Annotated in this window: 27 protein-coding genes and 3 tRNA genes; 15 read left to right on the forward strand and 15 right to left on the reverse strand. The window is 42.1% G+C overall.

Features of this window, described 5'->3' with window-relative positions; genetic code table 11:
• Positions 1-7 precede the first annotated feature (7 nt).
• Together FD973_RS05465 and FD973_RS05470 are read right to left on the reverse strand one after the other, a co-directional pair.
• Positions 8-2593, reverse strand: a complete 2586-nt coding sequence (locus FD973_RS05465; RefSeq protein WP_215324599.1) for a bifunctional aconitate hydratase 2/2-methylisocitrate dehydratase — start codon at positions 2591-2593, stop codon at positions 8-10.
• A gap of 207 nt (positions 2594-2800) precedes the next feature.
• Positions 2801-2989: a superinfection immunity protein gene (locus tag FD973_RS05470; RefSeq protein WP_215324600.1), complete on the reverse strand. Its 189-nt coding sequence runs from the start codon at positions 2987-2989 to the stop codon at positions 2801-2803.
• Positions 2990-3100: 111 nt separating this feature from the next.
• On the opposite strand from FD973_RS05470, the gene FD973_RS05475 reads away from it, so the two are divergent.
• From FD973_RS05475 to ftsB, 4 genes are read left to right on the forward strand one after another with little or no spacing between them, the layout of a single operon-like run.
• The gene (locus FD973_RS05475) at positions 3101-4762 is read left to right on the forward strand and encodes a CTP synthase (protein ID WP_215324601.1); all 1662 of its coding nucleotides are present in this window, start codon (positions 3101-3103) and stop codon (positions 4760-4762) included.
• An 8-nt stretch (positions 4763-4770) separates the two neighbouring features.
• Positions 4771-5634 (forward strand): 3-deoxy-8-phosphooctulonate synthase, encoded by an 864-nt coding sequence (gene kdsA, locus FD973_RS05480; protein WP_215324602.1) that lies wholly within the window; start codon positions 4771-4773, stop codon positions 5632-5634.
• 52 nt (positions 5635-5686) lie between these two features.
• On the forward strand, positions 5687-6973 hold the full coding sequence (gene eno / locus FD973_RS05485; RefSeq protein WP_215324603.1) for a phosphopyruvate hydratase: 1287 nt from the start codon (positions 5687-5689) through the stop codon (positions 6971-6973).
• A gap of 11 nt (positions 6974-6984) precedes the next feature.
• Positions 6985-7290, forward strand: a complete 306-nt coding sequence (ftsB, locus tag FD973_RS05490; protein WP_215324604.1) for a cell division protein FtsB — start codon at positions 6985-6987, stop codon at positions 7288-7290.
• 4 nt (positions 7291-7294) lie between these two features.
• On the opposite strand, the gene FD973_RS05495 is transcribed toward ftsB, so the two are convergent.
• Complete coding sequence (locus FD973_RS05495) at positions 7295-8260, reverse strand: Hsp33 family molecular chaperone HslO (RefSeq protein ID WP_215324605.1); 966 nt, start codon at positions 8258-8260, stop codon at positions 7295-7297.
• A 64-nt stretch (positions 8261-8324) separates the two neighbouring features.
• Between FD973_RS05495 and gltX the strand changes: the two genes are divergently transcribed.
• The 5 genes from gltX (at position 8325) to FD973_RS05520 (ending at position 11628) form a co-directional block, all read left to right on the forward strand.
• Positions 8325-9722 (forward strand): glutamate--tRNA ligase, encoded by a 1398-nt coding sequence (gene gltX / locus FD973_RS05500; protein WP_215324606.1) that lies wholly within the window; start codon positions 8325-8327, stop codon positions 9720-9722.
• A 78-nt stretch (positions 9723-9800) separates the two neighbouring features.
• Positions 9801-9876, forward strand: a tRNA-Ala gene (locus FD973_RS05505).
• A 32-nt stretch (positions 9877-9908) separates the two neighbouring features.
• Positions 9909-9984, forward strand: a tRNA-Glu gene (locus tag FD973_RS05510).
• 52 nt (positions 9985-10036) lie between these two features.
• A tRNA-Asp gene (locus tag FD973_RS05515) sits at positions 10037-10113 on the forward strand.
• A 144-nt stretch (positions 10114-10257) separates the two neighbouring features.
• Positions 10258-11628 (forward strand): hypothetical protein, encoded by a 1371-nt coding sequence (locus FD973_RS05520; protein ID WP_215324607.1) that lies wholly within the window; start codon positions 10258-10260, stop codon positions 11626-11628.
• A gap of 16 nt (positions 11629-11644) precedes the next feature.
• Here the strand turns inward: FD973_RS05520 and FD973_RS05525 are convergent, their stop codons facing one another.
• The 9 genes from FD973_RS05525 to FD973_RS05565 form a co-directional block, all read right to left on the reverse strand.
• Positions 11645-12121, reverse strand: coding sequence for a hypothetical protein (locus tag FD973_RS05525; protein WP_215324608.1), 477 nt, complete (start codon positions 12119-12121; stop codon positions 11645-11647).
• 15 nt (positions 12122-12136) lie between these two features.
• The gene (locus FD973_RS05530; protein WP_215324609.1) at positions 12137-12766 is read right to left on the reverse strand and encodes a hypothetical protein; all 630 of its coding nucleotides are present in this window, start codon (positions 12764-12766) and stop codon (positions 12137-12139) included.
• 170 nt (positions 12767-12936) lie between these two features.
• On the reverse strand, positions 12937-13338 hold the full coding sequence (locus FD973_RS05535) for a hypothetical protein (protein ID WP_215324610.1): 402 nt from the start codon (positions 13336-13338) through the stop codon (positions 12937-12939).
• A gap of 400 nt (positions 13339-13738) precedes the next feature.
• Positions 13739-14098 (reverse strand): hypothetical protein, encoded by a 360-nt coding sequence (locus FD973_RS05540; RefSeq protein WP_215324611.1) that lies wholly within the window; start codon positions 14096-14098, stop codon positions 13739-13741.
• Positions 14099-14100: 2 nt separating this feature from the next.
• Positions 14101-14316 carry an AlpA family transcriptional regulator gene (locus FD973_RS05545; protein WP_215324612.1) on the reverse strand — a complete coding sequence of 72 codons (216 nt, stop codon included), beginning with the start codon at positions 14314-14316 and terminating at the stop codon, positions 14101-14103.
• A gap of 86 nt (positions 14317-14402) precedes the next feature.
• Entirely contained in the window at positions 14403-15137 is a 735-nt protein-coding gene (locus FD973_RS05550; protein ID WP_215324613.1) for a hypothetical protein, read from the reverse strand.
• Positions 15130-16311: a site-specific integrase gene (locus FD973_RS05555; protein WP_215324614.1), complete on the reverse strand. Its 1182-nt coding sequence runs from the start codon at positions 16309-16311 to the stop codon at positions 15130-15132. The genes FD973_RS05550 and FD973_RS05555 overlap by 8 nt, the downstream gene beginning before the upstream one ends.
• 257 nt (positions 16312-16568) lie before the next feature.
• On the reverse strand, positions 16569-17291 hold the full coding sequence (locus tag FD973_RS05560) for a sterol desaturase family protein (protein WP_215324615.1): 723 nt from the start codon (positions 17289-17291) through the stop codon (positions 16569-16571).
• 43 nt (positions 17292-17334) lie between these two features.
• Entirely contained in the window at positions 17335-18213 is an 879-nt protein-coding gene (locus FD973_RS05565) for a carboxylesterase (RefSeq protein WP_215324616.1), read from the reverse strand.
• A gap of 35 nt (positions 18214-18248) precedes the next feature.
• On the opposite strand from FD973_RS05565, the gene FD973_RS05570 reads away from it, so the two are divergent.
• From FD973_RS05570 to FD973_RS05580, 3 genes are read left to right on the forward strand one after another with little or no spacing between them, the layout of a single operon-like run.
• The gene (locus tag FD973_RS05570; RefSeq protein WP_215324617.1) at positions 18249-18704 is read left to right on the forward strand and encodes a DUF4118 domain-containing protein; all 456 of its coding nucleotides are present in this window, start codon (positions 18249-18251) and stop codon (positions 18702-18704) included.
• Positions 18697-18933 (forward strand): acyl carrier protein, encoded by a 237-nt coding sequence (locus FD973_RS05575; RefSeq protein WP_215324618.1) that lies wholly within the window; start codon positions 18697-18699, stop codon positions 18931-18933. Before FD973_RS05570 ends, FD973_RS05575 begins: the two co-directional genes overlap by 8 nt.
• The gene (locus FD973_RS05580) at positions 18930-20180 is read left to right on the forward strand and encodes a beta-ketoacyl synthase (protein ID WP_215324619.1); all 1251 of its coding nucleotides are present in this window, start codon (positions 18930-18932) and stop codon (positions 20178-20180) included. Before FD973_RS05575 ends, FD973_RS05580 begins: the two co-directional genes overlap by 4 nt.
• A gap of 2 nt (positions 20181-20182) precedes the next feature.
• Here FD973_RS05580 and FD973_RS05585 read toward each other — a convergent pair whose 3' ends face one another.
• The gene (locus tag FD973_RS05585; protein ID WP_215324620.1) at positions 20183-20542 is read right to left on the reverse strand and encodes a hypothetical protein; all 360 of its coding nucleotides are present in this window, start codon (positions 20540-20542) and stop codon (positions 20183-20185) included.
• A gap of 6 nt (positions 20543-20548) precedes the next feature.
• Positions 20549-21145, reverse strand: coding sequence for a hypothetical protein (locus tag FD973_RS05590; RefSeq protein WP_251368850.1), 597 nt, complete (start codon positions 21143-21145; stop codon positions 20549-20551).
• A 144-nt stretch (positions 21146-21289) separates the two neighbouring features.
• Here FD973_RS05590 and FD973_RS05595 point away from each other — a divergent pair, with 144 nt between their 5' ends.
• From FD973_RS05595 to FD973_RS05605, 3 genes are all read left to right on the forward strand, one after another.
• Positions 21290-21877, forward strand: a complete 588-nt coding sequence (locus FD973_RS05595; RefSeq protein WP_215324622.1) for a YqiA/YcfP family alpha/beta fold hydrolase — start codon at positions 21290-21292, stop codon at positions 21875-21877.
• Positions 21878-21958: 81 nt separating this feature from the next.
• On the forward strand, positions 21959-22528 hold the full coding sequence (locus FD973_RS05600) for an HNH endonuclease (RefSeq protein WP_371816873.1): 570 nt from the start codon (positions 21959-21961) through the stop codon (positions 22526-22528).
• A gap of 101 nt (positions 22529-22629) precedes the next feature.
• Positions 22630-23529, forward strand: a complete 900-nt coding sequence (locus tag FD973_RS05605; RefSeq protein ID WP_251368851.1) for a DUF3108 domain-containing protein — start codon at positions 22630-22632, stop codon at positions 23527-23529.
• Here the strand turns inward: FD973_RS05605 and FD973_RS05610 are convergent.
• Complete coding sequence (locus tag FD973_RS05610; RefSeq protein ID WP_215324623.1) at positions 23526-24050, reverse strand: ion channel; 525 nt, start codon at positions 24048-24050, stop codon at positions 23526-23528. The genes FD973_RS05605 and FD973_RS05610 overlap by 4 nt on opposite strands.
• Positions 24051-24087 lie beyond the last annotated feature (37 nt).

Genomic DNA, 24087 nt, shown 5'->3' on the forward strand with positions numbered 1-24087 from the left:
TACTTGCTTAGATTGTTACGGTATCCGCAACATCGCTAAATGATTTGATCTTGTCAAAGTTCATATAGCGATAGACTTCAGCGGATTTGGCATTCAAGGACTCTACTTGCTCCAAGTATTCTTGTGGAGTAGGTAGGCGACCCAAGAGCGCTGCAACTGAAGCCAACTCAGCAGAAGCTAAGTACACGCGAGTATCAATACCTAAACGGTTCGGGAAATTACGTGTAGATGTGGATACAGCAGTGGAGCCCTTGCGAATCTGTGCTTGGTTACCCATGCACAATGAGCATCCTGGAGTCTCCATACGTGCACCGGTACGTCCCAACACACCGTAATAGCCTTCCTCAGTCAGAACCATTTGATCCATCTTGGTAGGAGGCGCAATCCATAAACGAGTAGGGATATCAGATTTGCCTTCTAGAACTTTACCTGCCGCACGGAAGTGACCAATGTTAGTCATGCATGAACCAATAAATACTTCGTCAATTTTCTCACCAGCAACTTCGGAGAGGAATTTGACATCATCTGGATCATTAGGGCATGCCAAGATAGGCTCTTTGATATCGCTCATATCAATTTCAATGATTTCAGCGTAGTCAGCATTCTCATCCGCTTTGAGCAATTCAGGCTTAGCAATCCAGGCTTCCATTGCCTTAATGCGACGTCCTAGAGTGCGCTTATCTTCATAACCATTAGCAATCATCCACTTCATCAAAGTGATATTGGATTGCATATATTCAATAATTGGCTCTTTGTTGAGCTGAACTGCGCAACCACCAGCAGAGCGCTCAGCTGAAGCATCAGACAATTCAAAAGCTTGCTCAACCTTCAGATCAGGCAAACCTTCAATTTCTAAAATACGGCCAGAGAAAATATTTTTCTTGCCTTGTTTTTCAACGGTCAGCAAACCTTTTTTGATTGCATACAAAGGAATCGCATTTACTAGGTCACGCAAAGTAATGCCTGGCTGCATTTTGCCTTTGAAGCGAACGAGTACAGACTCAGGCATATCCAATGGCATAACACCAGTCGCTGCAGCAAATGCAACCAATCCAGAGCCAGCGGGGAATGAGATGCCAATTGGGAAGCGTGTATGGCTGTCACCTCCAGTACCACAGGTATCAGGTAGCAGTAAACGGTTCAACCAGCTATGAATAACACCATCACCTGGACGTAAAGCAACACCGCCACGATTTGTCATAAATGCTGGCAATTCATGGTGAGTGCGGATATCTACAGGCTTTGGATAAGCTGATGTATGGCAGAAAGACTGCATTACTAGATCAGCAGAGAAGCCTAAGCATGCCAAGTCTTTCAGTTCATCACGAGTCATTGGACCAGTGGTGTCTTGTGAACCAACAGTAGTCATGTGTGGCTCGCAGTAAGTACCAGGGCGAACGCCTTGACCTTCTGGCAATCCACAAGCGCGACCAACCATCTTTTGTGCCAAGCTGAAACCTTTTTTGTTATCAGGAGGGCTTACTGGTACACGGAATTCAGTAGATGCAGGCAGGCCAAGAGCTGCACGTGCTTTTGCAGTCAATCCACGGCCAACGATTAATGGAATACGACCACCGGCACGTACTTCATCAAAAATTACAGGGGACTTTAAAGTGAATGAAGCAATTTCTTTGCCATCTTTTAATGCCTTACCTTCATAAGGGCGCAATTCAATGACATCGCCCATATTCATTTGGTTTACATCAAGCTCGATCGGCAAAGCGCCAGCATCTTCCATGGTGTTAAAGAAGATCGGAGCAATTTTTGTGCCTAAGCAAACGCCACCAAAACGCTTATTAGGAACAAACGGAATATCTTCACCAGTCCACCACAACACAGAGTTAGTGGCAGATTTGCGTGATGAGCCTGTACCAACAACGTCACCTACATAAGCAATTTGATTGCCTTTTTTCTGCAACTCTGCAAGCTGCTTCATTGGACCACGAACACCCGTTTCATCAGGCTCAATACCTGGACGAGGGTTTTTCAACATGACGGTTGCATGCAAAGGGATATCTGGACGGCTCCATGCATCAGGAGCAGGAGATAAGTCATCGGTATTGGTTTCACCAGTAACTTTAAATACAGTGAGCTTCATGCTTTCTGGAACAGCGGGGCGGCTTGTGAACCATTCGGCATCAGCCCAGCTTTGCAATACAGACTTGGCGTTCGCATTGCCTTTTTCAGCAAGTTCTTGAACATCATGGAAATAGTCAAACATTAATAATGTTTTCTTTAAAGCAGCAGCTGAGGCAGCTCCACACTCTGCGTCGCTTAAAAGCTCAACCAATGGTTTGATGTTGTAACCACCAAGCATGGTGCCTAACAACTCGGTTGCTTTAACACGTGAAATTAAAGGTGACTTTTCAGTTCCCTTGGCAATTGCATCTAAAAATTCAGCCTTTACCTTAGCCGCTTCATCAACGCCAGCAGGAACACGATTAGTAATCAACTCTACAAGCTCAGCTTCTTTGCCGGCTGGAGGATTTTTTAACAATTTAACTAATTCAGCCGTTTGATCTTTGGTCAAAGGTAGGGCTGGAATTCCGAGGGCGGCGCGTTCGGCAACTTGGGCGTTATAGGCTTCTAACATTGTGTTTCCTATGAGGTAAAAGTGGTCAATAGAAAGGCCAAAAGGGAATTTTCTCCCGATTAGCTTAATTATAGTTACTTATTTAAGTCTTATATAAGAGTTTAAACAGTCAATTTGAACTAAAAAAGGGCAAATACTTGAAATATTAGGGTTTTTCCGAAAGACAAGGCGCATAGAAAGAGGGGTTTTTATAGTGATCTTCTATTCTCAGAGTACTTGTTCGTCTTTCATGGCCCAAACCAAGGCTATTACCCACCCAATTAGCGACCAACCAAGAAAAAGATTCAGAGCAAAGATAGCCCCTGAATTTGCCCGTCTTTTATTGAATGCTATAGCAAATGGGAGGAAGTAAAACAGGGAGAGAAGTGTCAGAATGATGGCAAAAAGAAGGCGCATTAGTGCAAAAAAGAGTCGTGTTTAGCTAAGAAGTTTTCATATTACCGATTTTCAATTTTGAAGGGAGGGTTCTCTATCGTTATAATTACTTTTTCCAACAGAGCTTAAGCGATGACCAAATACGTTTTTGTCACTGGTGGCGTGGTTTCTTCTTTAGGGAAAGGAATTGCAGCTGCCTCGCTTGCCGCGATTCTCGAATCCCGCGGCCTGAAAGTCACCCTCCTAAAATTAGACCCTTATATCAACGTTGATCCGGGCACAATGAGCCCCTTGCAGCATGGCGAGGTCTTTGTTACTGAAGATGGAGCTGAAACCGATTTAGATCTGGGTCACTATGAGCGCTTCGTTTCAGCGAAGATGCGCAAAAGTAATAACTTCACAACGGGACAGATTTATGAATCTGTTATCAGCAAGGAACGCAGAGGTGAATACCTCGGCAAAACCGTCCAGGTTATTCCCCACATTACCAATGAAATTCAAGCTTTTATAGAGCGCGGGGCTAAAGCTAGTCACGATGGTAATGCTGATGTCGCCATTTGTGAGATCGGCGGTACCGTTGGTGATATTGAATCACTCCCTTTTTTAGAGGCTGCAAGGCAGATGAGCTTACGCTTGCCCTTGCATGATTGCGCTTTTGTTCACCTTACTTTGGTGCCTTATATCAATAGTGCTGGTGAGTTAAAAACCAAACCAACTCAGCACTCGGTACAAAAACTCCGTGAGATTGGCATCATGCCAACGGTCTTGCTTTGTCGCGCAGATCGCCCAATTCCGGAAGATGAACGCGCAAAGATTTCTCTCTTCTCAAATGTGCGAGAAGAAGCAGTTATATCTGTTTGGGATGTGGATACTATCTACAAAATCCCTGAAATGCTTCATGCCCAAGGAATGGATGATTTAATTTGCCGTGAACTTGGTTTGAATGCTAAACCTGCAGATCTCTCAGTGTGGGCTCATTTAGTTTATGAAATGGCCAATCCTCAACATGAAGTCACTATCGGCATGGTTGGTAAATATGTAGAGCTGACAGAGTCTTATAAGTCTTTAATAGAAGCATTGCGTCATGCAGGCATTCATACTCATACCCGCGTCAATATTAATTACATCGATTCCGAAGATATCGAAAAAGATGGCATTGAGTGTTTGCGTAATCTAGATGCGATTTTGGTTCCAGGTGGATTTGGAAAACGGGGAACAGAAGGCAAAATTGCTGCGATTCGCTACGCCCGTGAAAATAATGTGCCTTATTTGGGTATTTGTTTAGGCATGCAGCTGGCTGTCATTGAATTTGCCCGTCATGTAGCCAACCTCACTAAAGCGAATAGCACTGAATTTGATCCTCAAAGTGATCAACCTGTAGTTGCTCTGATTACCGAGTGGTTAGATAGAGAAGGGCGTGTTGAAAAGCGTACCAATGATTCTGATTTAGGTGGCACTATGCGACTTGGTTCGCAACGTTGTCCAGTGAAAACTGGAACCTTAGCCCACCGTATTTACGGCGCTGAAGTGAATGAACGTCATCGCCATCGTTACGAGGTTAATAATACTTATGTGCCTCAGTTAGAAATGTCGGGCTTGATTATTTCAGCGAGAACACCGAACGAAGATTTGCCTGAAATGATGGAGTTGCCAACATCCACCCATCCTTGGTTCTTTGGAGTTCAATTCCACCCTGAATTTACCTCTACTCCACGCGATGGCCATCCTTTGTTCTCCGCTTTCATTAGTGCTGCTTTAGAACATCAAAAGACTGCTGAAAAGCAGGCTGCGTAAAGGTAAATATGAGCGCATTTAAGCTATGTGGTTTTGATGTTGGTTTAGACCATCGTCTCTTCTTAATTGCAGGGCCTTGCGTAATCGAGTCTGAGCAATCTGCGATTGATATCGCAGGGCAATTGAAGGAAATGACCACCGCTCTGCAGATTCCCTTTATTTATAAATCCTCATTTGATAAAGCGAATCGTTCCTCAGGCACCTCTTTTCGTGGCTTAGGCATGGAAAAGGGTTTGGAAATTTTAGCCAAGGTAAAAAAGCAGGTTGGTGTTTCTGTTCTGACGGATGTTCACGACATTAGTGAAATTGATTCTGTAGCTAGCGTAGTGGATGTTTTGCAAACCCCGGCTTTTCTTTGCAGGCAAACTGATTTCATTCGTGCATGTGCTCAGAGCGGTAAACCAGTTAATTTTAAGAAGGGTCAATTTCTCTCGCCACATGAGATGTTAAATGTGATTGAAAAGGCTCGAGCTGCTGCTGCAGAAAAAAACCTTCCTGATCAATTCATGGTTTGCGAACGTGGCGCTTCATTTGGATACAACAATCTTGTTTCTGATATGCGTAGTCTTGCCATATTGCGCGAATCAAATGCGCCAGTGGTATTCGATGCGACCCACTCAGTTCAGTTACCAGGCGGCCAAGGAAATTCTAGTGGCGGGCAAAGAGAATTTGTCCCGGTATTGGCTCGTGCCGCAGTAGCGGTTGGCATTAGCGGTCTTTTTATGGAGACCCATCCTGATCCAGCAAAAGCTTTGTCTGATGGACCTAATGCTGTGCCATTAGATCGCATGAAAGAATTATTAGAATCTTTGCTTGCAATAGACACGGTTATTAAATCTACTAATTCATTTTTAGAGAATAGTTTTAAGTAATTCATTTTTAAATTGTTTCACCCCATTTCAAATTGTTTTAAGGAGAAGGTGCATGAGCGCCATTGTTGACATCATCGGTAGAGAAGTTTTAGATTCCCGCGGCAATCCAACTGTTGAGTGCGATGTATTGCTCGAATCTGGAGTTATGGGTCGAGCAGCTGTGCCGTCAGGTGCATCTACTGGTTCACGAGAAGCCATTGAATTACGTGATGGTGATAAATCTCGCTACTTGGGTAAAGGCGTTCTCAAGGCAGTTCAAAATATTAATGTTGAAATTGCTGAATCTATTCTGGGATTAGATGCAAGCGAACAAGCTTTTTTAGATCGCACCCTTATTGAGTTGGACGGCACTCATAACAAAGCCAGGTTAGGCGCCAATGCCACTTTAGCTGTCTCGATGGCCGTTGCTAGAGCTGCAGCTGAAGAAGCTGGACTTCCTCTCTATCGCTATTTTGGCGGCTCAGGTGGCATGCAATTACCCGTTCCAATGATGAACATCGTCAATGGTGGCGCACATGCCAACAATAGTTTGGACATCCAAGAGTTTATGGTGATGCCAGTGGGAGCTGAAAATTTCCGTGATGCGTTGCGTTGTGGCGCTGAAATTTTCCATGAACTCAAAAAAATCTTGGGGTCACAAGGCATGCCAACAACAGTTGGCGATGAGGGTGGATTTGCGCCGAACTTTAAGAGCAACCATGAATGCTTGCATACAATCATGAAGGCTATTGAAGGTGCAGGCTATCAAGCGGGTGAAGATGTTTTATTGGCTCTTGATTGTGCGGCTAGTGAATTTTATAAGGATGGTAAATATCACCTGTCTGGTGAGGGCCTACAGTTAAGCTCAAGCGAGTTCTCTGACTACCTTGGTAATTTAGCGGATCAGTTTCCAATCGTATCGATTGAAGATGGTATGCACGAAAGCGACTGGGATGGCTGGGCTGATATCACTAAAAAGCTCGGTAAAAAAATTCAGCTAGTTGGTGATGATCTTTTTGTAACCAATACTCGAATTCTCAAAGAAGGCATTGAGAAGGGTATTGCGAACTCTATTTTGATCAAGATCAACCAGATTGGTACGCTTACAGAGACTTTTGCAGCGATAGAGATGGCTAAGCGCGCTAATTACACCGCTGTGATCTCTCATCGATCTGGAGAGACCGAAGACAGCACTATTGCTGACATTGCCGTTGGTACCAATGCAGGTCAGATTAAGACTGGTTCTTTATCTCGCTCTGACCGTATTGCTAAGTACAACCAACTTTTACGCATTGAAGAAGACTTGGGTGATGTCGCAACTTATCCAGGTAAATCGGTCTTTTATAACCTCAAGCGCTAATTTGCTGGCGTATGCGAATTGTCATCTACTCCATGCTGGTACTGCTAATCGCAATCCAGTACCCACTTTGGCTGGGCAAGGGTGGATGGCTGAAGGTTTATGAGATGGAGCGCCAGGTAGAGCTCCAAGAGGCAAAAAATAGCCTCTTGGCTCTCCGTAATGCCAAATTATCAGGCGATGTTAAAGACCTGAAGGATGGCACCCGTGCCATTGAAGAGCGGGCTCGTGTAGAGCATGGCTTGATCAAAGATGGTGAATATTTTGTGCAAATACTGCCTGCAGATAAATTGTCAGATACTCAAGCCACTAAGCAGTAAATTTTCAATGGCCACTTGAAGGTGGTCGTGTGGCATCGCTTAATAAGTCCGTTTTAAATACTTGCAGACAATCAACCGCGTCAAAGCGATAAGGCTTTGCACAAAAATCACAAATCGTTTCAACAGCTCCTTGTTCTGCGAGGATGCTTTGCACCTCTTCTTCGCCTAGCATGCGCAAAATATCCGCTACTTTGTTACGTGAGCAATGGCAGGAGAATCGAATAGGACGTGTAGGGAAGCTACGAACTCCGTTTTGAGCAGATTCTTCCAAAAAAAGGCGTCTTAAAATGGTTTCGGGAGGGAGATTTAATAACTCTTCATTAGTGATGGTCTCCCCTAGAGTCTGAATGCGTGACCAGCCCTCAGCGGCGGTTTGAGGATCTAGATGCGCATGTCCACCTGAGTTTGGTAGGCGTTGCAGCAATAAGCCCCCAATATGTGTGTCATTTGAAGCTAACCAAATGCGAGTGTCCAATTGCTCTGAATTATGCATATAGAGTGCTATCGCTTCAGCAGCGCTACTTACAGGCTTCACAACTGTGCCCTGGTGCTCTTGCAATGCCACGATGCCTTGATAAGGGGGTTGTCCAGGTTCGCGATCTGATGGGTCTAGGGTAATGACCAATCTACCACTTTGTGTTGCATCCAAAAGGTCAGCAAGAGTTGCATCTGGGGCAATTTCTGAGGGATCAACAGATAGCTTTACCGTAGCCCTCATCGATAAATCAGATTTACATTCAACTACCAGCAGTTGAATAGGGCCTTTGCTTTGCGCCTGAATAATAAGGGTGCCGTCAAACTTCAGGCTGGCACTGAGCAGGGTGGCCGCACCAACAAAATCACCGAGAATTCGACGCACAGCAGGGGGGTCGTTACGACGCTCTAAAACAGCTTGCCAGGCACTACCAATCGAGACTATTTCCCCACGAACTGGAGCTCCATCACATATAAATACAAGTAATTCATTCATAGACAAAGTATCCACTTTTTTTGCGTTTTAGTCATTTTGAGCCCGACCTGAGATAATCCTATTTATGCATATTCGTACACGTTTCGCCCCAAGTCCCACGGGCTTTATTCATCTGGGAAATCTTCGCAGCGCTCTCTACCCATGGGCTTTTGCGCGCCATAACAAAGGTGACTTCATTCTTCGAATAGAAGATACCGATGTAGAGAGATCTACACAGGAGGCGGTTGATGTCATCCTCGAAGGAATGTCCTGGTTGGGCCTGGATTTAGATGAGGGGCCAATTTATCAGATGCAGCGTATCGATCGATATCGTGAAGTGATTAAGCAAATGCTGGATTCTGGTTTGGCATATCCTTGCTACATGAGCGAAGACGAGCTCAATCGTTTGCGTGATCAGCAAATGGAAAATAAGGAAAAGCCTCGCTACAACGGCTTGTGGAGACCGGAGCCTGGCAAAACATTGCCCCCCATTCCTCAGGGTATCAATCCAGTTATTCGCTTTAAGAACCCAATAGGTGGGTCAGTGATTTGGAATGATGCTGTCAAGGGTCAGATCGAAATCAGCAATGATGAGCTAGATGATTTAGTAATTGCTAGACCCGATGGAACTCCCACCTACAACTTCTGCGTCGTTGTGGACGATCTTGATATGAAAATCACTCACGTCATTCGAGGAGATGATCATGTCAATAACACGCCAAGGCAAATTAACATCATGAAAGCACTGGGAGGAACGCCCCCTGTTTATGCTCATTTACCGACAGTTTTAAATGATGCCGGTGAAAAAATGAGTAAACGTAATGGTGCTATGAGCGTACGAGATTATCAAAAAGCAGGTTACTTACCAGAAGCTATTTTGAATTATCTTGCCCGTTTAGGGTGGTCACATGGTGATGCTGAAGTGTTTACCAAGGAGCAATTCGTTGATTGGTTTGATTTGGAAAGTTTAGGTCGTTCACCAGCTCAACATAATCCAGAAAAATTACTTTGGTTAAATCATCAATATATTCAAAAATCTGATCCCGCTCAGTTGGCATTGGCAACTAAACCATTTGCTCATGAACTTGGTATTGATACTGAGAATGGTCCCGACTTTGTTCAGGTAGTAGGTTTATTAAAAGACCGCGCAAATACCTTGATTGAAATTGCAGAAGGGTCAAAGCTTTTCTATTTACCTGCACCAAATTTAAATGCTGATCAAATAAAAGAAAACATCCCTGAAGTGGTTATTCCTGCGTTAAAAGATTTGGTTGAAGCAATCTCATTGTCAGAGCCATCCAAAGCTGCTTATGCTGCAATATTTAAGGAAGTCTTGGCCAAACATCAAATCAAAATGCCTGCTCTTGCAATGCCTGTTAGATACGCATTATTTGCTACTACACAAACCCCAGCAATTGATTCGGTATTGGTGGTGCTTGGCAAAGAGGAGGTTGTTAGCAGGCTTTCTAAGGTCATCCAGTAGAGAATTTGCGCACCTGCACAAAAATAGGATAAAATCTTGGATTGTTTTAAGTGTCTTGTAGTTTTAAAGCGAGATTTAGGGGGTATAGCTCAGCTGGGAGAGCGCTTGCATGGCATGCAAGAGGTCAGCGGTTCGATCCCGCTTATCTCCACCAAGCATTTAAAATAGCCGTATGTTGTAGTCTAGGTCCCCATCGTCTAGAGGCCTAGGACATCACCCTTTCACGGTGAGTACGGGGGTTCGAATCCCCCTGGGGACGCCAGTTTCTACTGGTAGATGTAAAGCTGTATGATGTTGCTTTTCTCGATGTATTTGGAGCGGTAGTTCAGTTGGTTAGAATATCGGCCTGTCACGCCGAGGGTCGCGGGTTCGAGTCCCGTCCGTTCCGCCAAGTCAATAGGTATTACAAGGGTTTGTAGAGATACAACACCCTTGTTACCAAAAGTATTACCAAAGACCACCTTCGGGTGGTTTTTTCTTTCCCATCACTTATCTTCTAGTATTAATATTAATAATCAATAAAAAGAGAGAAGTCATGAGCTGGAAATTTTGGGAAAACAAGCCCCGATCCAATGTCAAAGTGAAGCCGATCAGCTCCGAACCCTTGGGTGGAGCGGATGTAATTAGAGCAATTTTTTCTCAAATTAGCTTACCCAGAGATCTCAAGGAAGCCAATATTTTCCTTTTTTCTGCATTTTTCAATCCTGCTCCACCATTTGATATGACTGTTAATCCGGATAACTCATTGAATCCGGAGATAGTTGAGCTTGCTAATACCTCGGGAAAGGTTCTCCAGCTTTGGAAGTGGTTTGAATCAGTCGATGAAAAATTTGGTAGTGTTGCTGGGCAGATGGTCAGAGATGATTGGTATGCACTTGGAGACAAGTTAGATCAAATGGGTGAGCCTGCTAATTCTGGGTTTAGAGACGCAATACAACATTACTTGGTTTTTATAAACGAAAGCATTACTGCTTTTATGGAGAAGCCGGAAAAAGATAAGGCTATTGTCACGAAGGACGGAACTTCGTTACCCATTCCTTGGGCATATTTTCTTGCTATGAAATTTTTAGTACTTGATTCTTCCTCGCCGTTCTCTCATAAAACAGGCAAGGAAATTGATGGTGAAGATTGGCAGCTAGCTGAGACACTGGTTTACTCAATGGAGGTTGCTACTGAAGCTTTTAATCTAATTTTAGCGAAATTAGATAGCTTTAATCCTGACAAGCTAATGCACTGGGAGTTCCATCAAGAAGACGCAGGTCCGTTTGAGGCCCACTTGATTCGGAGACACAATAATCCTCTGTTTGAGCCGGATAGACAGGAAGTTAATGCAGCGGATGTATATCAGGCAAGAATAAAAGATTTAGAAATTTACGCAGACGTCCATTCAAAAATTAAAGCAGTTAAAAAAGTAATTTTTGATGATGAAATAACAGCTGAATATGAGGCTAACTTAAATACCTGCCGTGAAATCCTAGAGGATTGTATTGATGAAGCTCAGGATATGGGTAAGTATGGATTACCGTTATACGAAGTAGCGACAATGATGCGAGCAGATGTTCTTGGAATTTGGAGAACGGCTAAAAAAGACAATCCTGAAGTTATAAAGCTTTTAGACGAAGCAGAGGAGGTTTATAAAAATCAGGACTTTAGATCAAAGCCGGAATTAATCTGCTTAATATCAGGAAAATCAATGCCACCAGAAGATATTATTCCCACCATTTTGTCCTTATCCAAAGATGAGGTTAAAAAGGGTGTTGAATTCTTTTCAAAGCATGATGATATGAGAAAAGTATTAAATGATGTACGAACTGGATGCTTAGATGTAGCTAGAGCAGCATTCAAGAGAGGGGCAAAACGAGATGATTTGAGTGAGAAGCTTGAAATTATCGGGGTATCGCTATGATCTTATGTGCTTCTATTTAGAAGTTAGACATGTCCCTTAGGTCAACATCGCCCTTATTAAATTCTACCCATGCAATTTTATGTCGTTCGTACAAATCAAGATAGGGATCTAGCTTCGCTTTTGGGATGATATTAGTTTGTTTTATTTCTGCAAGAACTGGCAAAAGAACATCATCTTCTACCAAAAATGCAGAGCCAATGTAGGCGGTTTCTGCAAATGATAGAGCAGCATCAGCTGTAGACTCATCCAATTCATTACGCATTTGTTGGACATCATTTAGAAGTTTTAACCCAGCAGTCATTAAGATCAGCTTGGAGTATGGAGATTGGGTGTCAGAGACTACCCCTAGGATTTCTCTCAGCTCATTCTGATGAAACCACTCACTAAATGTTCTGCAAACCACGAGAGATCCACCGGCAGATTCTATTTCTCTCGATAGCTCCGAAAGCTTGTCAACCATCTTTCTTTCTTTGCTTTTAAATATTCCAAACATGAGAATCCTAGGTATTTATTTAAATGGATTAAATAGTAAAAGATAGGCTGTCAATCCGTAGGAGATCGCCATGCCCCTTAACAGTGGATTGCATACTACCTTTTCAACCCAGTCAACCTCAAGACCATTTTTCTTAATAATATCTTTGATAGCAGATTCACTTACAGGTGCATCGGGGTTATCTTCGTAATAATCTCTTAGTAGACTAATTCGTTTATCAATCTTATTCCTGTAGAAGAGTGTGAAAATGCTGTCCTTATATGCCATGACATCATCATCGCTCCAATATTTTGGGTGCTTGCTATTTAAATTCATAAGTCTAATTGCTTGCTGACCGCCTTTAACAACTAAAACTGCTTCTTCCTTACTTCTTCCATCCGCCGGAATTACATCAACAAGTAAATAAAATAAAAACATAAATAATTTATCGATGTAAGTAACTGCAATTAGCCAGATAATTTCGCCCAAAAACAGGGCAATTAGAGATGCTCCAATCTGCAGTAGCCTGTTATCCGCAAGACTTAATCCAATTCCATAATAAATAAATGGAAGAGCAAAAATTGCGACCAGCCTAAGAATGAACCAAGGTATGCCAAAAATTATTAAAAATAGCTTATTTGCTCTGTAATCAAGCATTCCAAACACGGCGATTCCTTTTCATTCTTTATCTTATAACTATCATACAGCTTAATTTTGTATGCAAGACAATTGAGATGAGAAAGAAGTAGGAGTTAGGTTCCGCTTTATGGGCTGACTTTAATTGCCTATCGCATGGATTTTCGTAAAGTTACCAATCCTAGTTACCAAAAACTTTTCTAGTTAATAGCCGGTTTAACTTCTCTGCAAGAGTAGAAGGAGATAGGAAGGTCACGAATACCTTTTCTAAGGTCTCCTTTTAATTTGCTGAACGATAGGGTAGGTTGATTTGTAATTGAACATTCGATAAGCAAATCATTTGATATGCAATCTTTAAGTGAATAGTCATTAAGACTGTACTTTATGCCTCCAAAATATTCATTAACAATCAAAAATTCGTCTTGAAAGGTGCTTTTACATTCAAAAAACTTCTTTGTGGGATTTAATGATTGATATGTAATTACCATCCCAGCTAGTATTGCAAGTGATAAAGGTAGTGTCGAAGTTTTTGCTCTAAACATTTTATTTTTGCTAAATATTTTGATTTTAAAGGCGGAAGGGGGGGGTAGCTTTTCTTTCATTTTAACTTTTTTAAGTATCTACTCAGCCACCTAAAAAACAAAATGAATCCACCGGATTCCGTGCAGCAAAGCCTTCTTGGTTGAAGCCCTATATGACTTATAAGTTCATAATTATTAAGGTTTAATACTTATACGTAAGACAACTATCTTAGTAAAACAACATATAAAGAAAAAACACCTAAGAAGCTTTTAACTTAAAAGACAAACTTTGAAGTCTCTTTAAAGTATATATAGTGTGTATAAAATTTAAAAAAAACAATCATCTTGATGTCGCAAAGACTTTTCCATGGTGAACGTCTTTGAGGTATCCTATTTAATTTTGTCGACCCTCTTGTGGTCTCATGGCTTTAGCGGTCAATTACGAAAAATACTGATAATTAGGTCGTTCCTATGAGGTGCTTTAGCGACTCATCCATTTGGTAATTTCATTCTCATGGTCGATTGAAACCGCATTTTTAGCCCCTTTGATGAGGTTTTGACCCTTCGCCATGCTCGATGAGCTTTGAGCTGCTCTACGGAGACTATTTACTAAATAAATACTGGCATCAGGATTGGAAAAGGCATCAACGGTAGCCTGAGCCATCATCATATGCAACTCCCCTAATCCTGATCCATCGAAAACAGCCTTAGAGTCGATTTTCTGTGCTTCAGTAAGGTAGAAACATACCGCTTCGCCTTTTAGATGAACTTGTTGGCTTAGTGGTTTATGAAGTGGGCAGGCTGATGCATGACATTTATCAAACTTAGGACATTCATTCATTTTCAATTGAAATCTCCCTTGGCAAGGGAAGCAGAGGTTTGAAAATGATCGTCGATCCACTTCCAAACATCGGACTCTTTCCATACGGTGATGGACGCAGAGAGTTTTGTTGGTTTTGGAAATTGGTTTTGACTTACCTTTAGCCAGATTGTGCTTTTGGCTAGAGTGGTAATCCTAGAAACGTCTGCAATACGAAGAAGCTTATTTGTTGATTCCATTTGTGTTCCTTTCGGTTCGGTTAGACACAAATAGATTTTCTGTTTTATAGCTCCTTAGTTAAATTCATCACTTCAGTGTTGTCGATTTATTTGCGTACTGACGAAGGCTTAACTCCCGTATGTTTCTCGAAGAATGCTCTTAGAGTGCTTTCCGACCACTTCAGCCGATTTCCTGATTGTGCATTTGCTTTTTGCAGATCTTCGCTTTGTAGCATTTCTTGTTTATTCCGCTTATATGCAGGAATAACAGGTGGGGTTGGATAGGTCTTGATAACTAAAGTCCTGAATCTAATGTAATCCGCAGGATTTATTGCGACATTAGATTTTGACTTCATAAGCTCTAAACACTCCTTGAGTGCCAGATGATTTTTTTCATATCTGTCATTTAATCCCTTGGTTTGAGAGGCTACTTTATTCAAGTTATTTATGTGAACAGTTTCAAGCTTTTTTGTTATGGTCAGCTTATCCCTTCCAAGGAAGCTAGCAATTTGTTTTAAATTGGAATTTTCAATAATAAGATCTGCAAACAAATCGATTAATTCATCTTGTGGTAGTTTTGCAATCCCTATCTTCATTGCCTCTTTGGCTTGGTTACGCTTTTGAGCATCAAAGAATAATAGTGCTGGATTGTCCGAATTTAAAAAATCGTAATAGGGCATGTACAGCTCTAGTTCTTGTTCCAGATTTTTTTGTAATTTAGATTTTCTATTGGGCGATCTTTTTTGCTCATCCGAAATCTGATTTTCTAATTTGGATATTATTTCTTGAACCGATTTTCTCCATTCAGATATTTCAGTAAGCAATATTTTCTCTTTAAGCATTCTTGCCTCCGTCAGTGCAATATTTTTCCCAATCTTTCATTAGAGTACGTCTACGTTCAAGAAGGTCTCCACGTCGATAAGCTGCTTCAACTTGATTTCTAATTGTGTGGGCTAATGCCATTTCAGCCACCTCTGGAGAGTGGTCAGTAAGCTCTGACACCCAATCTCGAAAGGTTGATCTAAAGCCATGTACGGTTACATCTTTTTTAAGTCTTCTGAGCATCATTGGCATTGCCATATTGCTCAATGGCTTACCATTTTTAGAGAAAAGATAGATGCTGTTTTCATCCATTGCTGAGGCGATAGCCAAGATCTCAATTGAGCGATTGCACAAAGGGACTCGATGCTCCTTTTTGGCTTTCATTCGACTCGCTGGAATAGCCCATAAGCCTTCTTTAACCTCACTTCGTAAACCGCCAATAACCTCACCAGTTCTTGATGCATTGAGGATTAAAAATTCCAAGGCAAGGGCAGCCACGCAATCTTGCTGCCTTAGTGCTTCAATAAAGTAGGGTAGATCTTTGAGGTCCATGGCTTTGTGATGCTTTACTTTCATTAGCTTGCTGGGTGCGGAAAGAATGGTTTGAAGGTGACCTCTCCAAAGGGCTGGATTAACTCCGCTGCGAAGCTTTCTGGTGGTGGCAGATGCCAGTATCCACTCAAGCCTTCCACGCAGCCGAGATGCCGTCTCAGTCTTAGTGCTCCAAATTGGTTCAAGTATCGTCAAAATATCGTCCGTATCAATTTCATCCAAAGCCTTATTGCCAATGACTGAAAAAGCGAATTTTTCTAGGGTGTACAGCCATTGAGCAGCATGCTTTTGATTGGACCACTCAGGTTTCTTCTTTTCAAGGCAATCCAAGGCAAAATCTTTAAAAAGTATCTTTTCTTGTTTGGGAGCTTTTTCTGCCTTCCTTGCTAGAGCAGGATTAATGCCCACTTCAAGTTGGTCCCGAACCTTTTGAGCTTCTATGCGAGCTTGAGCAATTGATAGGGCAGGGAAGACTCCAAGACTAAGATCATGGGAGCGTTTGTTATGGGAAAAACGAAAGATCCAGTATTTGCGGTTATTTGGCTTCACCCAAAGCTGCAAGCCCTTTACTAGGGCATCCGTATACCTTCCAGCGGATTTCAGGTTTTGCACTGTTTTAAAGTCGAGTTTGATAGTCATCATTAGTCCTTGAGTTACCAAGAATAGTTACCAAGATCCGCTCCTATAACGGCTTGTACTACTCTGGATTCAAATGTATGACTTATGACTTTTTCTGAATATTCATCACTTAAGTGATGTCAATTTATTCAATTAGGTCAATTACTTGACTTCGTCTGGGGATGTCTAAATGGGTATTGAGTAGTCGCAAGCCATACATGCTCAGACTAAGACGTCCGTTCCGCCAAGACAATTAAAAGCCCCCTTAACTGGGGGCTTTTTTATTCAACTTGCTTGCAGACAAGCATTTCCTTTACGCGACTTTCATTTTGCAGCTCGAAACCGCATTCCACTTGCCGATTGCTATTTTCGTAGGTTCCAAAAATGAGATCCCATATTGGCAAACCATAGTTATTGCTGTGACGATTTCGTTCGTGATGAATTCGATGCATTTCAGGGCGAACAATAAAGTAGCCGAGCCAACGAGGCGTTCTTACATTCGTATGCTCCCAGTATTCAAATACAGAAACCCATAGCGTTGCCCATGAGGCGGCTTCAATATTCAGACCCAACAATCCATAACAGACTAGGTTAATAATGAGTAAGTTCGCTACAAAGTCAGTAGGGTGCGCATAAAGAGCGGTAATAGCTTGTAAGCGGTAAGTGCTGTGATGAACCTGATGGAATACTTTCCAGGCTAAATTATTGTGATGGCGAAATCGATGCCACCAGTAGACGAAAAAGGTGATGATTAAATACGCTACAAGTCCACTTAGCCAGTTAGGTAGGGAGCTAAGGTATTTTGATGCTGCGTTTGCCTCAATATAGGGCTCTAGAATAAATCCAACGAGTGCAGTCGCAATTAGACCCAGTCCCGCATAGCTAAAAAGTCTTAGGTGCCAATCTCGATCAGCTTCATATTGGTACTGTGGATAGCTTCTCTCCCACAGGCTGAGTCCTAATAATATGATCAGAGAGAGGGCATAAAGGAGTGCTGAACTCAATTATTTTTCCTAAAATCAGTCACAGAATAAAACCTGTGAAGGCTTAGATGCTATCGTCAATTCGATTGAGATTTCGTAAAAAGCGTTGCAATTCAGGGGCAAGAACTTTTTCTTCATCAGGGGTTGGCTTTATTTTTCCATAAATTAAGTCAAGAAAACTGATAGTTTCTGCTGCCACGGTTTCGCGTTCATTATCAACAGTGATCATGTGATAACTATTACCAAGATAAATTTGCCTAAGATAGGTTGCGCTTGAAAGATCGGCTACTAACTGAGCGTTATAGCTGTTGGCGATTTCATCATCAATTGCATGAATCGTTAGGATTGATGAACTTACGGAGGATAGGTTGTCGATTACGTATTTGCACAACTTATTTCCTTCGTACATGTGTCGAAGAGACATGTAAAGGCCACCTACGGCTGAAGTATCCTGACTTGATAGAACCCTTTTAATATAAGCTCGAATTTGGTGATTTTTAATCCCAAACGGGTCCTTTTCCTTGTGCTTAAAGTAGTCTCCAAGGCCTAAAGCCATGCCAAGGGGGATAAGTGAGCGGTACCATGGAACGGCCCAACCGTTGTATTTGAGGGTAGTGGATAGGGCAATTACACCTAATATGTCGTTGAGCTCGGTCGCCACCGCCAAAGCCAATGTCGATCCAAGAGAGATTCCGCCAAGGCTTATCGGTTGAGATTCAGTCTCCTGAAGGGCTTTTACGTGACTTACTGCCTCATTAACCCAGTGTTTCCAGCTGCTGGCATTACCCCCAAAACTGTAGCCTGCAATACTTGGGGTGCTGACCCGATACCCCGCAGATATAAGCTGTGAGCTTAAAAAATTAAACTCAAGGGGTGATGACGAGAGGCCGTGAAATAACACGACCAACGGTTTGGTATCATCACACTGTAAAAGGTCGCTCATAACTATTAATTCTAGACCCATTAGAGACAACAGGCATGATTATCAAAAACGCCAAAAATTGGTCCCCGCATAGTAGCTTAAATGCAGCTGCTTGGTCTTTTGTGGCCTTTGCTGTTATCTCTTTCATGATGTTTAATTTAGGGCGCGATTTTTATAGTGCCCACTCTTATAAATTTTATTTTATAGCCGCTTCTTTCATATCCTATTATTTTGGATATAGACCCGCAGTTATTTTTATTCTGGTTTCTAGTATTTTTGCTAACTATTTCTTTGTGGCGCCATTTGGTGAATTTATATTTTCAACCAATGACGTGGAGCGATACTTGCTCAATCTTACATTCGGTAGCATTGCAATTATCTTGATTGAGTTGGTCCAAAGAGAGCGATTCAAATTTAAACTGCTGCTACTAGTTTCAGAATCTCGTTATTTAATATTGCTTCAAAGAGATAATCAGCTGATGCAGGAGCTTAAGAGAAAGAACCATGTCTAATACGCTAAATACACTTATTGGGTTAGTTGCGCAAAAGTTCGATAAGAAAATTGATGAATTGGGTCCAGATACCACATTAGAGAGTCTTGGCGTAGATTCGCTTGGAAAGATTGAGTTAATTTTTGATCTTGAAGACCACTTTAAAGTCCGCATACCAAATGAGGACGCGAAAGTAGATACCCTAGGCGAAGTTGCTGCCTTACTTGATACAGCAAAGCCCATCAATTGACCAAAGGTAATGATCGTAGGGTTGTAATAACTGGACTCGGTGCAGTTTCTGGCCTTGGGGTTGGTGCTCAAGCACAGTTTCAAAGATCAACAGCTTGCTCTTCAGGCATTACAAAATTCACTAAATCAACCGCAATACCAGTAGATCTTCCATGCGCCTCACTCATTAAAGAGGAGCTTGCATTTAATTTAGATGCGACTTCACTCGGTATGTTTGATAGAACTGCTCACTTATCTTGGTTGGTATCAAACGAAGCTTTGCAACAATCAGGGCTAAGTGACTTGAACGAACAAGAATTGGATCGTAGTGGCATTTTTTGGGGAACAGGCTTTGGCGGCTCCAATACCCTTGATAACGCTTATCAAGATATCTATTTAAATGGTAAGCAACGTGCTCGACCATTTACTATTATTGGGGTAATGACTAACGGTTCTGCTGGATTGCTATCTATGCAGACGGGTTTTAAAGGTCCATCAATGACCTACTCAACAGCATGTGCCTCATCTAGCCATGCGATAGGAGAGGCTTTTAGAAGCATTAAATATGGTTTTTGCGATAGGGCAATTGCTGGCGGCGCTGAAACACTTTTTAATGCTGGCCCGATTAAAGCCTGGGAAGCGTTAAGGACATTAGCAACACCTGATGTTAAAAATATTGCTGCCTCGTGCAAACCTTTTTCCAAAGATAGGTCTGGTTTTGTATTGGGTGAGGGGGCTGCCGCACTAGTCTTGGAGTCCTTTGATAGCGCCGCTAAGAGAGGTGCAACTATTCTTGGTGAAATTATTGGCTATGGCGCCACCACTGATGCGATTCATATCACAAGGCCTGATTCATTAGGTCAAGCAAAAGCGATGTTGGCTTGTATGGCTGAGGCGGGAGTTAATCCAGATCAAATTGCGTATATCAATGCCCATGGCACAGCCACGGGTGTTGGTGATGTAGCGGAGACGAATTCGATCAAAACGGCCTTTGGTCTAGATGCGGCTAATAAGACTCTAATAAGCTCAACCAAAGCCATTCATGGTCACACTCTTGGTGCAGCGGGGGCATTAGAGTTGGTTATCACCACCCAAGCAGTAGCAAATAACATTGCGCCAGGGACTGCATTTTTGGAAATCCCAGATCCTGAATGCGATTTAAATTATCTACCTCTTACATCAGTTGATGTTGATATACCAATAGCTATGAGTAACTCGTTTGCTTTTGGTGGGTCTAACGCATCGATTTTGATATCAAAAGTTCGATAATCTCAAAACAGTTTTAGGTATTTCTTGGTGATTTCATAGTGCCATAGGACACCAACAGTAATACCAGTAAATAAAACTTCTGTATCACTTATAAATGTATGGAAATTATCCGACTCATATGAATCGGATGCAAAGTTAATGAGGATCTCAGAAATAACTAAAGAAACTGTAAATGCCAAACGATATTGCTTTATTTTTGGAGATAGCTCATCGAATAACTGACGATGATTCTTTAGTAGCAAAAGGCAGCTAGTAGAATTTGCTAGCCAAAAGAAAATGATTAGCGCATTCAGGTGAAACGGGGCCGACAAGTAATAGAGTCCCGATACGACCACCTGAAGCGCTAGTAATAACTGAATCAAGGATTATTACTTCTTAGGGGCGGTGATTGAGGCTGCCATAGCATCGTAGTAAATCACTTTTACTTGCTCGCCTACATTAACATCAGCAAGGAGGGCTGGATTTTTTACAGTAACTGTAGTGATCTTGCCGCTAGGTCCTTTTACGGACACTAATTTTTTCTCGCGATTCACTTCGACAATATCAGCAATGATAGTAGTTTGGTTGGCAATTTTTTCAGCAGGCTTTTCATCGGCTTTAGATTTTGTAACAGTATTAGTTTCAACTTTAGAGCGGACGCCATCACTTTTAGTCTTTATCAATTCAATAGCTACTGCTAATTCATAGCTCACATTTACGCGATCACCTTTCTTGATCTGCGCAAAATTGGTAATTTCAGGGCCAGCAACAAATTTAGATTCACCTTCCTTATTTTTAAAAGTAATGGTGCGAGTTTTTTTATCCACCTTCACCACTTCACCTTCATAAAGTTGATAGCGGTTGTCAGTAACGGCAGCGTCAATAACAACTGGCTTGGCCGCTCCTGCTGCTGGGGCTTGGGCATAAACTGCAGAAGAACCGCCAAATAGAGATGCAAGAACGAGGGTAATTGGTGCAAGTTTCATATTCATTATTTTCCTTGTATATAAATGCTACTAAGAGGAATCTTAGCTTACTTTTCGCATTTATAGCCTAATTGACACTATAGAATATTGCGAAACCCGCATTGTATTTTTAAGATTTTGAATATGGATCAAAACCCTTCAATTATGACAACCACATTAGTCGTTTATCTGCATGGATTTCGTTCATCACCCCGTTCAAGTAAGGCAGTGATTACTGGGGAAGCCATTCAGAAGATGTCGTCAGCCGAACATACTTATATATGGTATTGCCCCCAACTTCTAGTATCTCCCAAGGCAAGCATGGAGATGATCGAAAGCTACATTAAGAGCTCAAGATATGATCAATTGGTAGTAATGGGATCTTCCTTGGGTGGTTATTACGCAAATTATCTGGCTGAACAATATGGCTGCAAAGCTGTAGTTCTGAATCCTGCGGTAAGGGCTCCTAGGGAGTTGGCGCCTCATGTCGGTATGCTAACTGCATACGACACCGATGAACCTTATGACTTTCGGCCAGAACATATTGATGAATTAATCTCACTCCAAGTTAATGCGATCACCAAACCAAGTCGCTACTTTCTTCTTGCGGCAAAAGGTGATGAACTCCTTGACTGGCGCGAGATGGTTGATTTTTATAAAGGGGCACATCAATTAGTCCTTAAGGGTAGCGATCATGGTATTACTGAGTACCCAGAGCATTTACCACGGGTCCTAAAATTCCTATCCGAATAGTGGATTGATTGCCTAGGACTAATTCTGTAAGATGATCCCAATGACATTCCCATAGATGTGGATGTCTAGAAAGGAGAGTTTGTGCTGAGCATCTTGAAATTAGACGCTGGTGGAATTCCCCAATGCTGGGTTAACGCTGAAGAGGCCACAAAACAATATGCTGACAGCAGCGTACTGTGGACACTAGGTGATCCTATTCTCCAAATGCGTGGCGGAATTTCTCGGGCAACTGGCAAGCAATCTATTATTGAGCTTCACTCAATTATTGCCGTTAAAGGCAGCTCAAAAATAAACCTTTTTGATGTAGTCCCTGTTATCACCAAGCACAAACTATTTAAGCGTGATCGAGGCTTATGCGCATATTGCGGTGTTCCAGTACATGAAAATCAGGCCGAGGCGGAGCACATCATCCCCAATAGCCGCGGCGGTAAATATAGCTGGATGAATTTAGTTATCTCTTGCAGGCCATGCAATCAGCGCAAAGGCAATCGCACCCCCGAACAGGCTGGCATGGGCCTGTTATACACGCCATATTTACCAAGTCTTTATGAAGACATGATACTCAAGGGGCGAAATATATTGGCCGACCAGATGGACTTTCTTGCTGCCAATCTTCCTAAAACTAGCCGCCTATTGGAGGGGCAGTTCTGATCCAGTTTTTTCAGCAGCGCATTACGCCTAATACGCCCAAATTTAAATCCTTGCGACTTATTTTGATTGCTCTGCTAATTTCAATAGCAGGGCATTTCATATTGTTTTTTGGCTTACCACTGCTTTCGTTTAGTCAAAATCAAGCTATTCCAGAAGATCTCATTATTAAGACTGAATTAAAGACAGAGCCACCTAAGAAAATTCAGATTTCTAAAGCAAATAAAAGAAAGATTGTTAAAGAAAAGCAAATCGCTGGAGAAAGCTTAAGTCCGATTGCTCAAGATGTTGGGCAGCAGGGCGGTACGACAAATCAAACAGGCGTGGCATTTAAGTTACCTGAATCTGGAATCCTTTATTACGATTCATATGTTGATGGCCAAAAGTATCAGACTGGGGAAATTGATTGGATTAATGATGGCAGTAGTTATCGCCTCTATGTAAATATTCCATACGCCTTTATTGGACCTTTTGTCTTTGAATCTAGGGGGTCGGTTGATGCCTATGGAATGGCGCCGAGTATTTATTGGTCTCAAAGAGGGTCAAAGCCACCTCGTTACTCCAGATTTGACCGAAATGAAAAAGGGGAAGGTCAGATGTTCTTTTCTGAGAAGCCTGACTACACGCCAAACATCCTTCCAGGTACGCAGGATCGCTTTAGCCTCATCTTTCAACTCGCATCATTACTCAATGGCGATAGCAAAATTGATGAGGCTGGAAGTATTCGGGGCATTCCAGTAGTTGACTACAACACACTGGAAATCTGGCAATTCAAGAGTTATGGTGAAGCATATTCTGAGGATATACCGAGTCTAGGTAAGTCCATAAACCGTCATTACGCCTTAATGCAACGAGAAAATGACCCCTACAAGCGTCAGGTTGACATATGGCTTGCTAAAGATCTTGAGTGGCTACCAGGACGTATACGTTCGCAGGAGTCAAACGGAAGGGTTTTAGAGCTTGTTTTCAAACAAAAAAACCCCATTCCATCCAATGGAGGCTAGTTTTGGCTCGATTTTTGGTTTTGACTGCTACGCCCCAATAACGCACCCATCATTGAATAAAGGGCTGCTCCTGACATTGAAACGGCAAAAATCCCTGAAAATGAAATGATAATTGGCAGGATTCTCCATTGCTCGGATAGTTTGTAATCTCCAAAACCTACAGTTGTATACATTTCACCGGCAAAGTAAAAGGTTTGAGGGTTTGTTGGAAAGACTTTAAGGGCCATACAAATATAGGTCCAGGCGATGATCTCTAGGAAGTGACTCCCAATAATGAGCAAGATTGCAATGAAGTACGAAAGAAAATTTGCACCGTAGACACGCCTGTTTTGAAGCTTTCTATCAATCCAATGAAAGGCGCCAGCGATGATCAATACCGCAACACCATGGAGTGTAAGCATTAAACAAGCTAGGACCAATACAAGCCATATTTGCCCGCTACCCATATCTGAATTGACCTGAGAAATGAGGGTATTGAAGCTTGGTAGGTCAGTGATATGTAAGTGGTCTAAGAACGTCATAGATTTAATTTAAAAGACAATTATTACAGAAATATCT

This window comes from Polynucleobacter sp. MWH-Braz-FAM2G, from assembly GCF_018687635.1.
In the GTDB taxonomy this organism is placed as follows: Bacteria; Pseudomonadota; Gammaproteobacteria; order Burkholderiales; family Burkholderiaceae; genus Polynucleobacter.

What these genes read in the sequence shown, in the direction of transcription:
- FD973_RS05590 (WP_251368850.1), bottom strand. Translation starts at nt 21,145, where the DNA reads ATGAAACTTGCACCAATTACCCTCGTTCTTGCATCTCTATTTGGCGGT.
- FD973_RS05525 (WP_215324608.1), bottom strand. Translation starts at nt 12,121, where the DNA reads ATGTTTGGAATATTTAAAAGCAAAGAAAGAAAGATGGTTGACAAGCTT.
- eno (WP_215324603.1), top strand. Translation starts at nt 5,687, where the DNA reads ATGAGCGCCATTGTTGACATCATCGGTAGAGAAGTTTTAGATTCCCGC.
- FD973_RS05535 (WP_215324610.1), bottom strand. Translation starts at nt 13,338, where the DNA reads ATGAAAGAAAAGCTACCCCCCCCTTCCGCCTTTAAAATCAAAATATTT.
- FD973_RS05545 (WP_215324612.1), bottom strand. Translation starts at nt 14,316, where the DNA reads ATGGAATCAACAAATAAGCTTCTTCGTATTGCAGACGTTTCTAGGATT.
- FD973_RS05595 (WP_215324622.1), top strand. Translation starts at nt 21,290, where the DNA reads ATGACAACCACATTAGTCGTTTATCTGCATGGATTTCGTTCATCACCC.
- FD973_RS05565 (WP_215324616.1), bottom strand. Translation starts at nt 18,213, where the DNA reads ATGAGCGACCTTTTACAGTGTGATGATACCAAACCGTTGGTCGTGTTA.
- ftsB (WP_215324604.1), top strand. Translation starts at nt 6,985, where the DNA reads ATGCGAATTGTCATCTACTCCATGCTGGTACTGCTAATCGCAATCCAG.
- FD973_RS05495 (WP_215324605.1), bottom strand. Translation starts at nt 8,260, where the DNA reads ATGAATGAATTACTTGTATTTATATGTGATGGAGCTCCAGTTCGTGGG.
- FD973_RS05520 (WP_215324607.1), top strand. Translation starts at nt 10,258, where the DNA reads ATGAGCTGGAAATTTTGGGAAAACAAGCCCCGATCCAATGTCAAAGTG.
- FD973_RS05610 (WP_215324623.1), bottom strand. Translation starts at nt 24,050, where the DNA reads ATGACGTTCTTAGACCACTTACATATCACTGACCTACCAAGCTTCAAT.
- FD973_RS05570 (WP_215324617.1), top strand. Translation starts at nt 18,249, where the DNA reads ATGATTATCAAAAACGCCAAAAATTGGTCCCCGCATAGTAGCTTAAAT.
- FD973_RS05540 (WP_215324611.1), bottom strand. Translation starts at nt 14,098, where the DNA reads ATGAATGAATGTCCTAAGTTTGATAAATGTCATGCATCAGCCTGCCCA.
- FD973_RS05470 (WP_215324600.1), bottom strand. Translation starts at nt 2,989, where the DNA reads ATGCGCCTTCTTTTTGCCATCATTCTGACACTTCTCTCCCTGTTTTAC.
- FD973_RS05555 (WP_215324614.1), bottom strand. Translation starts at nt 16,311, where the DNA reads ATGATGACTATCAAACTCGACTTTAAAACAGTGCAAAACCTGAAATCC.
- FD973_RS05575 (WP_215324618.1), top strand. Translation starts at nt 18,697, where the DNA reads ATGTCTAATACGCTAAATACACTTATTGGGTTAGTTGCGCAAAAGTTC.
- FD973_RS05475 (WP_215324601.1), top strand. Translation starts at nt 3,101, where the DNA reads ATGACCAAATACGTTTTTGTCACTGGTGGCGTGGTTTCTTCTTTAGGG.
- FD973_RS05465 (WP_215324599.1), bottom strand. Translation starts at nt 2,593, where the DNA reads ATGTTAGAAGCCTATAACGCCCAAGTTGCCGAACGCGCCGCCCTCGGA.
- FD973_RS05550 (WP_215324613.1), bottom strand. Translation starts at nt 15,137, where the DNA reads ATGCTTAAAGAGAAAATATTGCTTACTGAAATATCTGAATGGAGAAAA.
- gltX (WP_215324606.1), top strand. Translation starts at nt 8,325, where the DNA reads ATGCATATTCGTACACGTTTCGCCCCAAGTCCCACGGGCTTTATTCAT.
- kdsA (WP_215324602.1), top strand. Translation starts at nt 4,771, where the DNA reads ATGAGCGCATTTAAGCTATGTGGTTTTGATGTTGGTTTAGACCATCGT.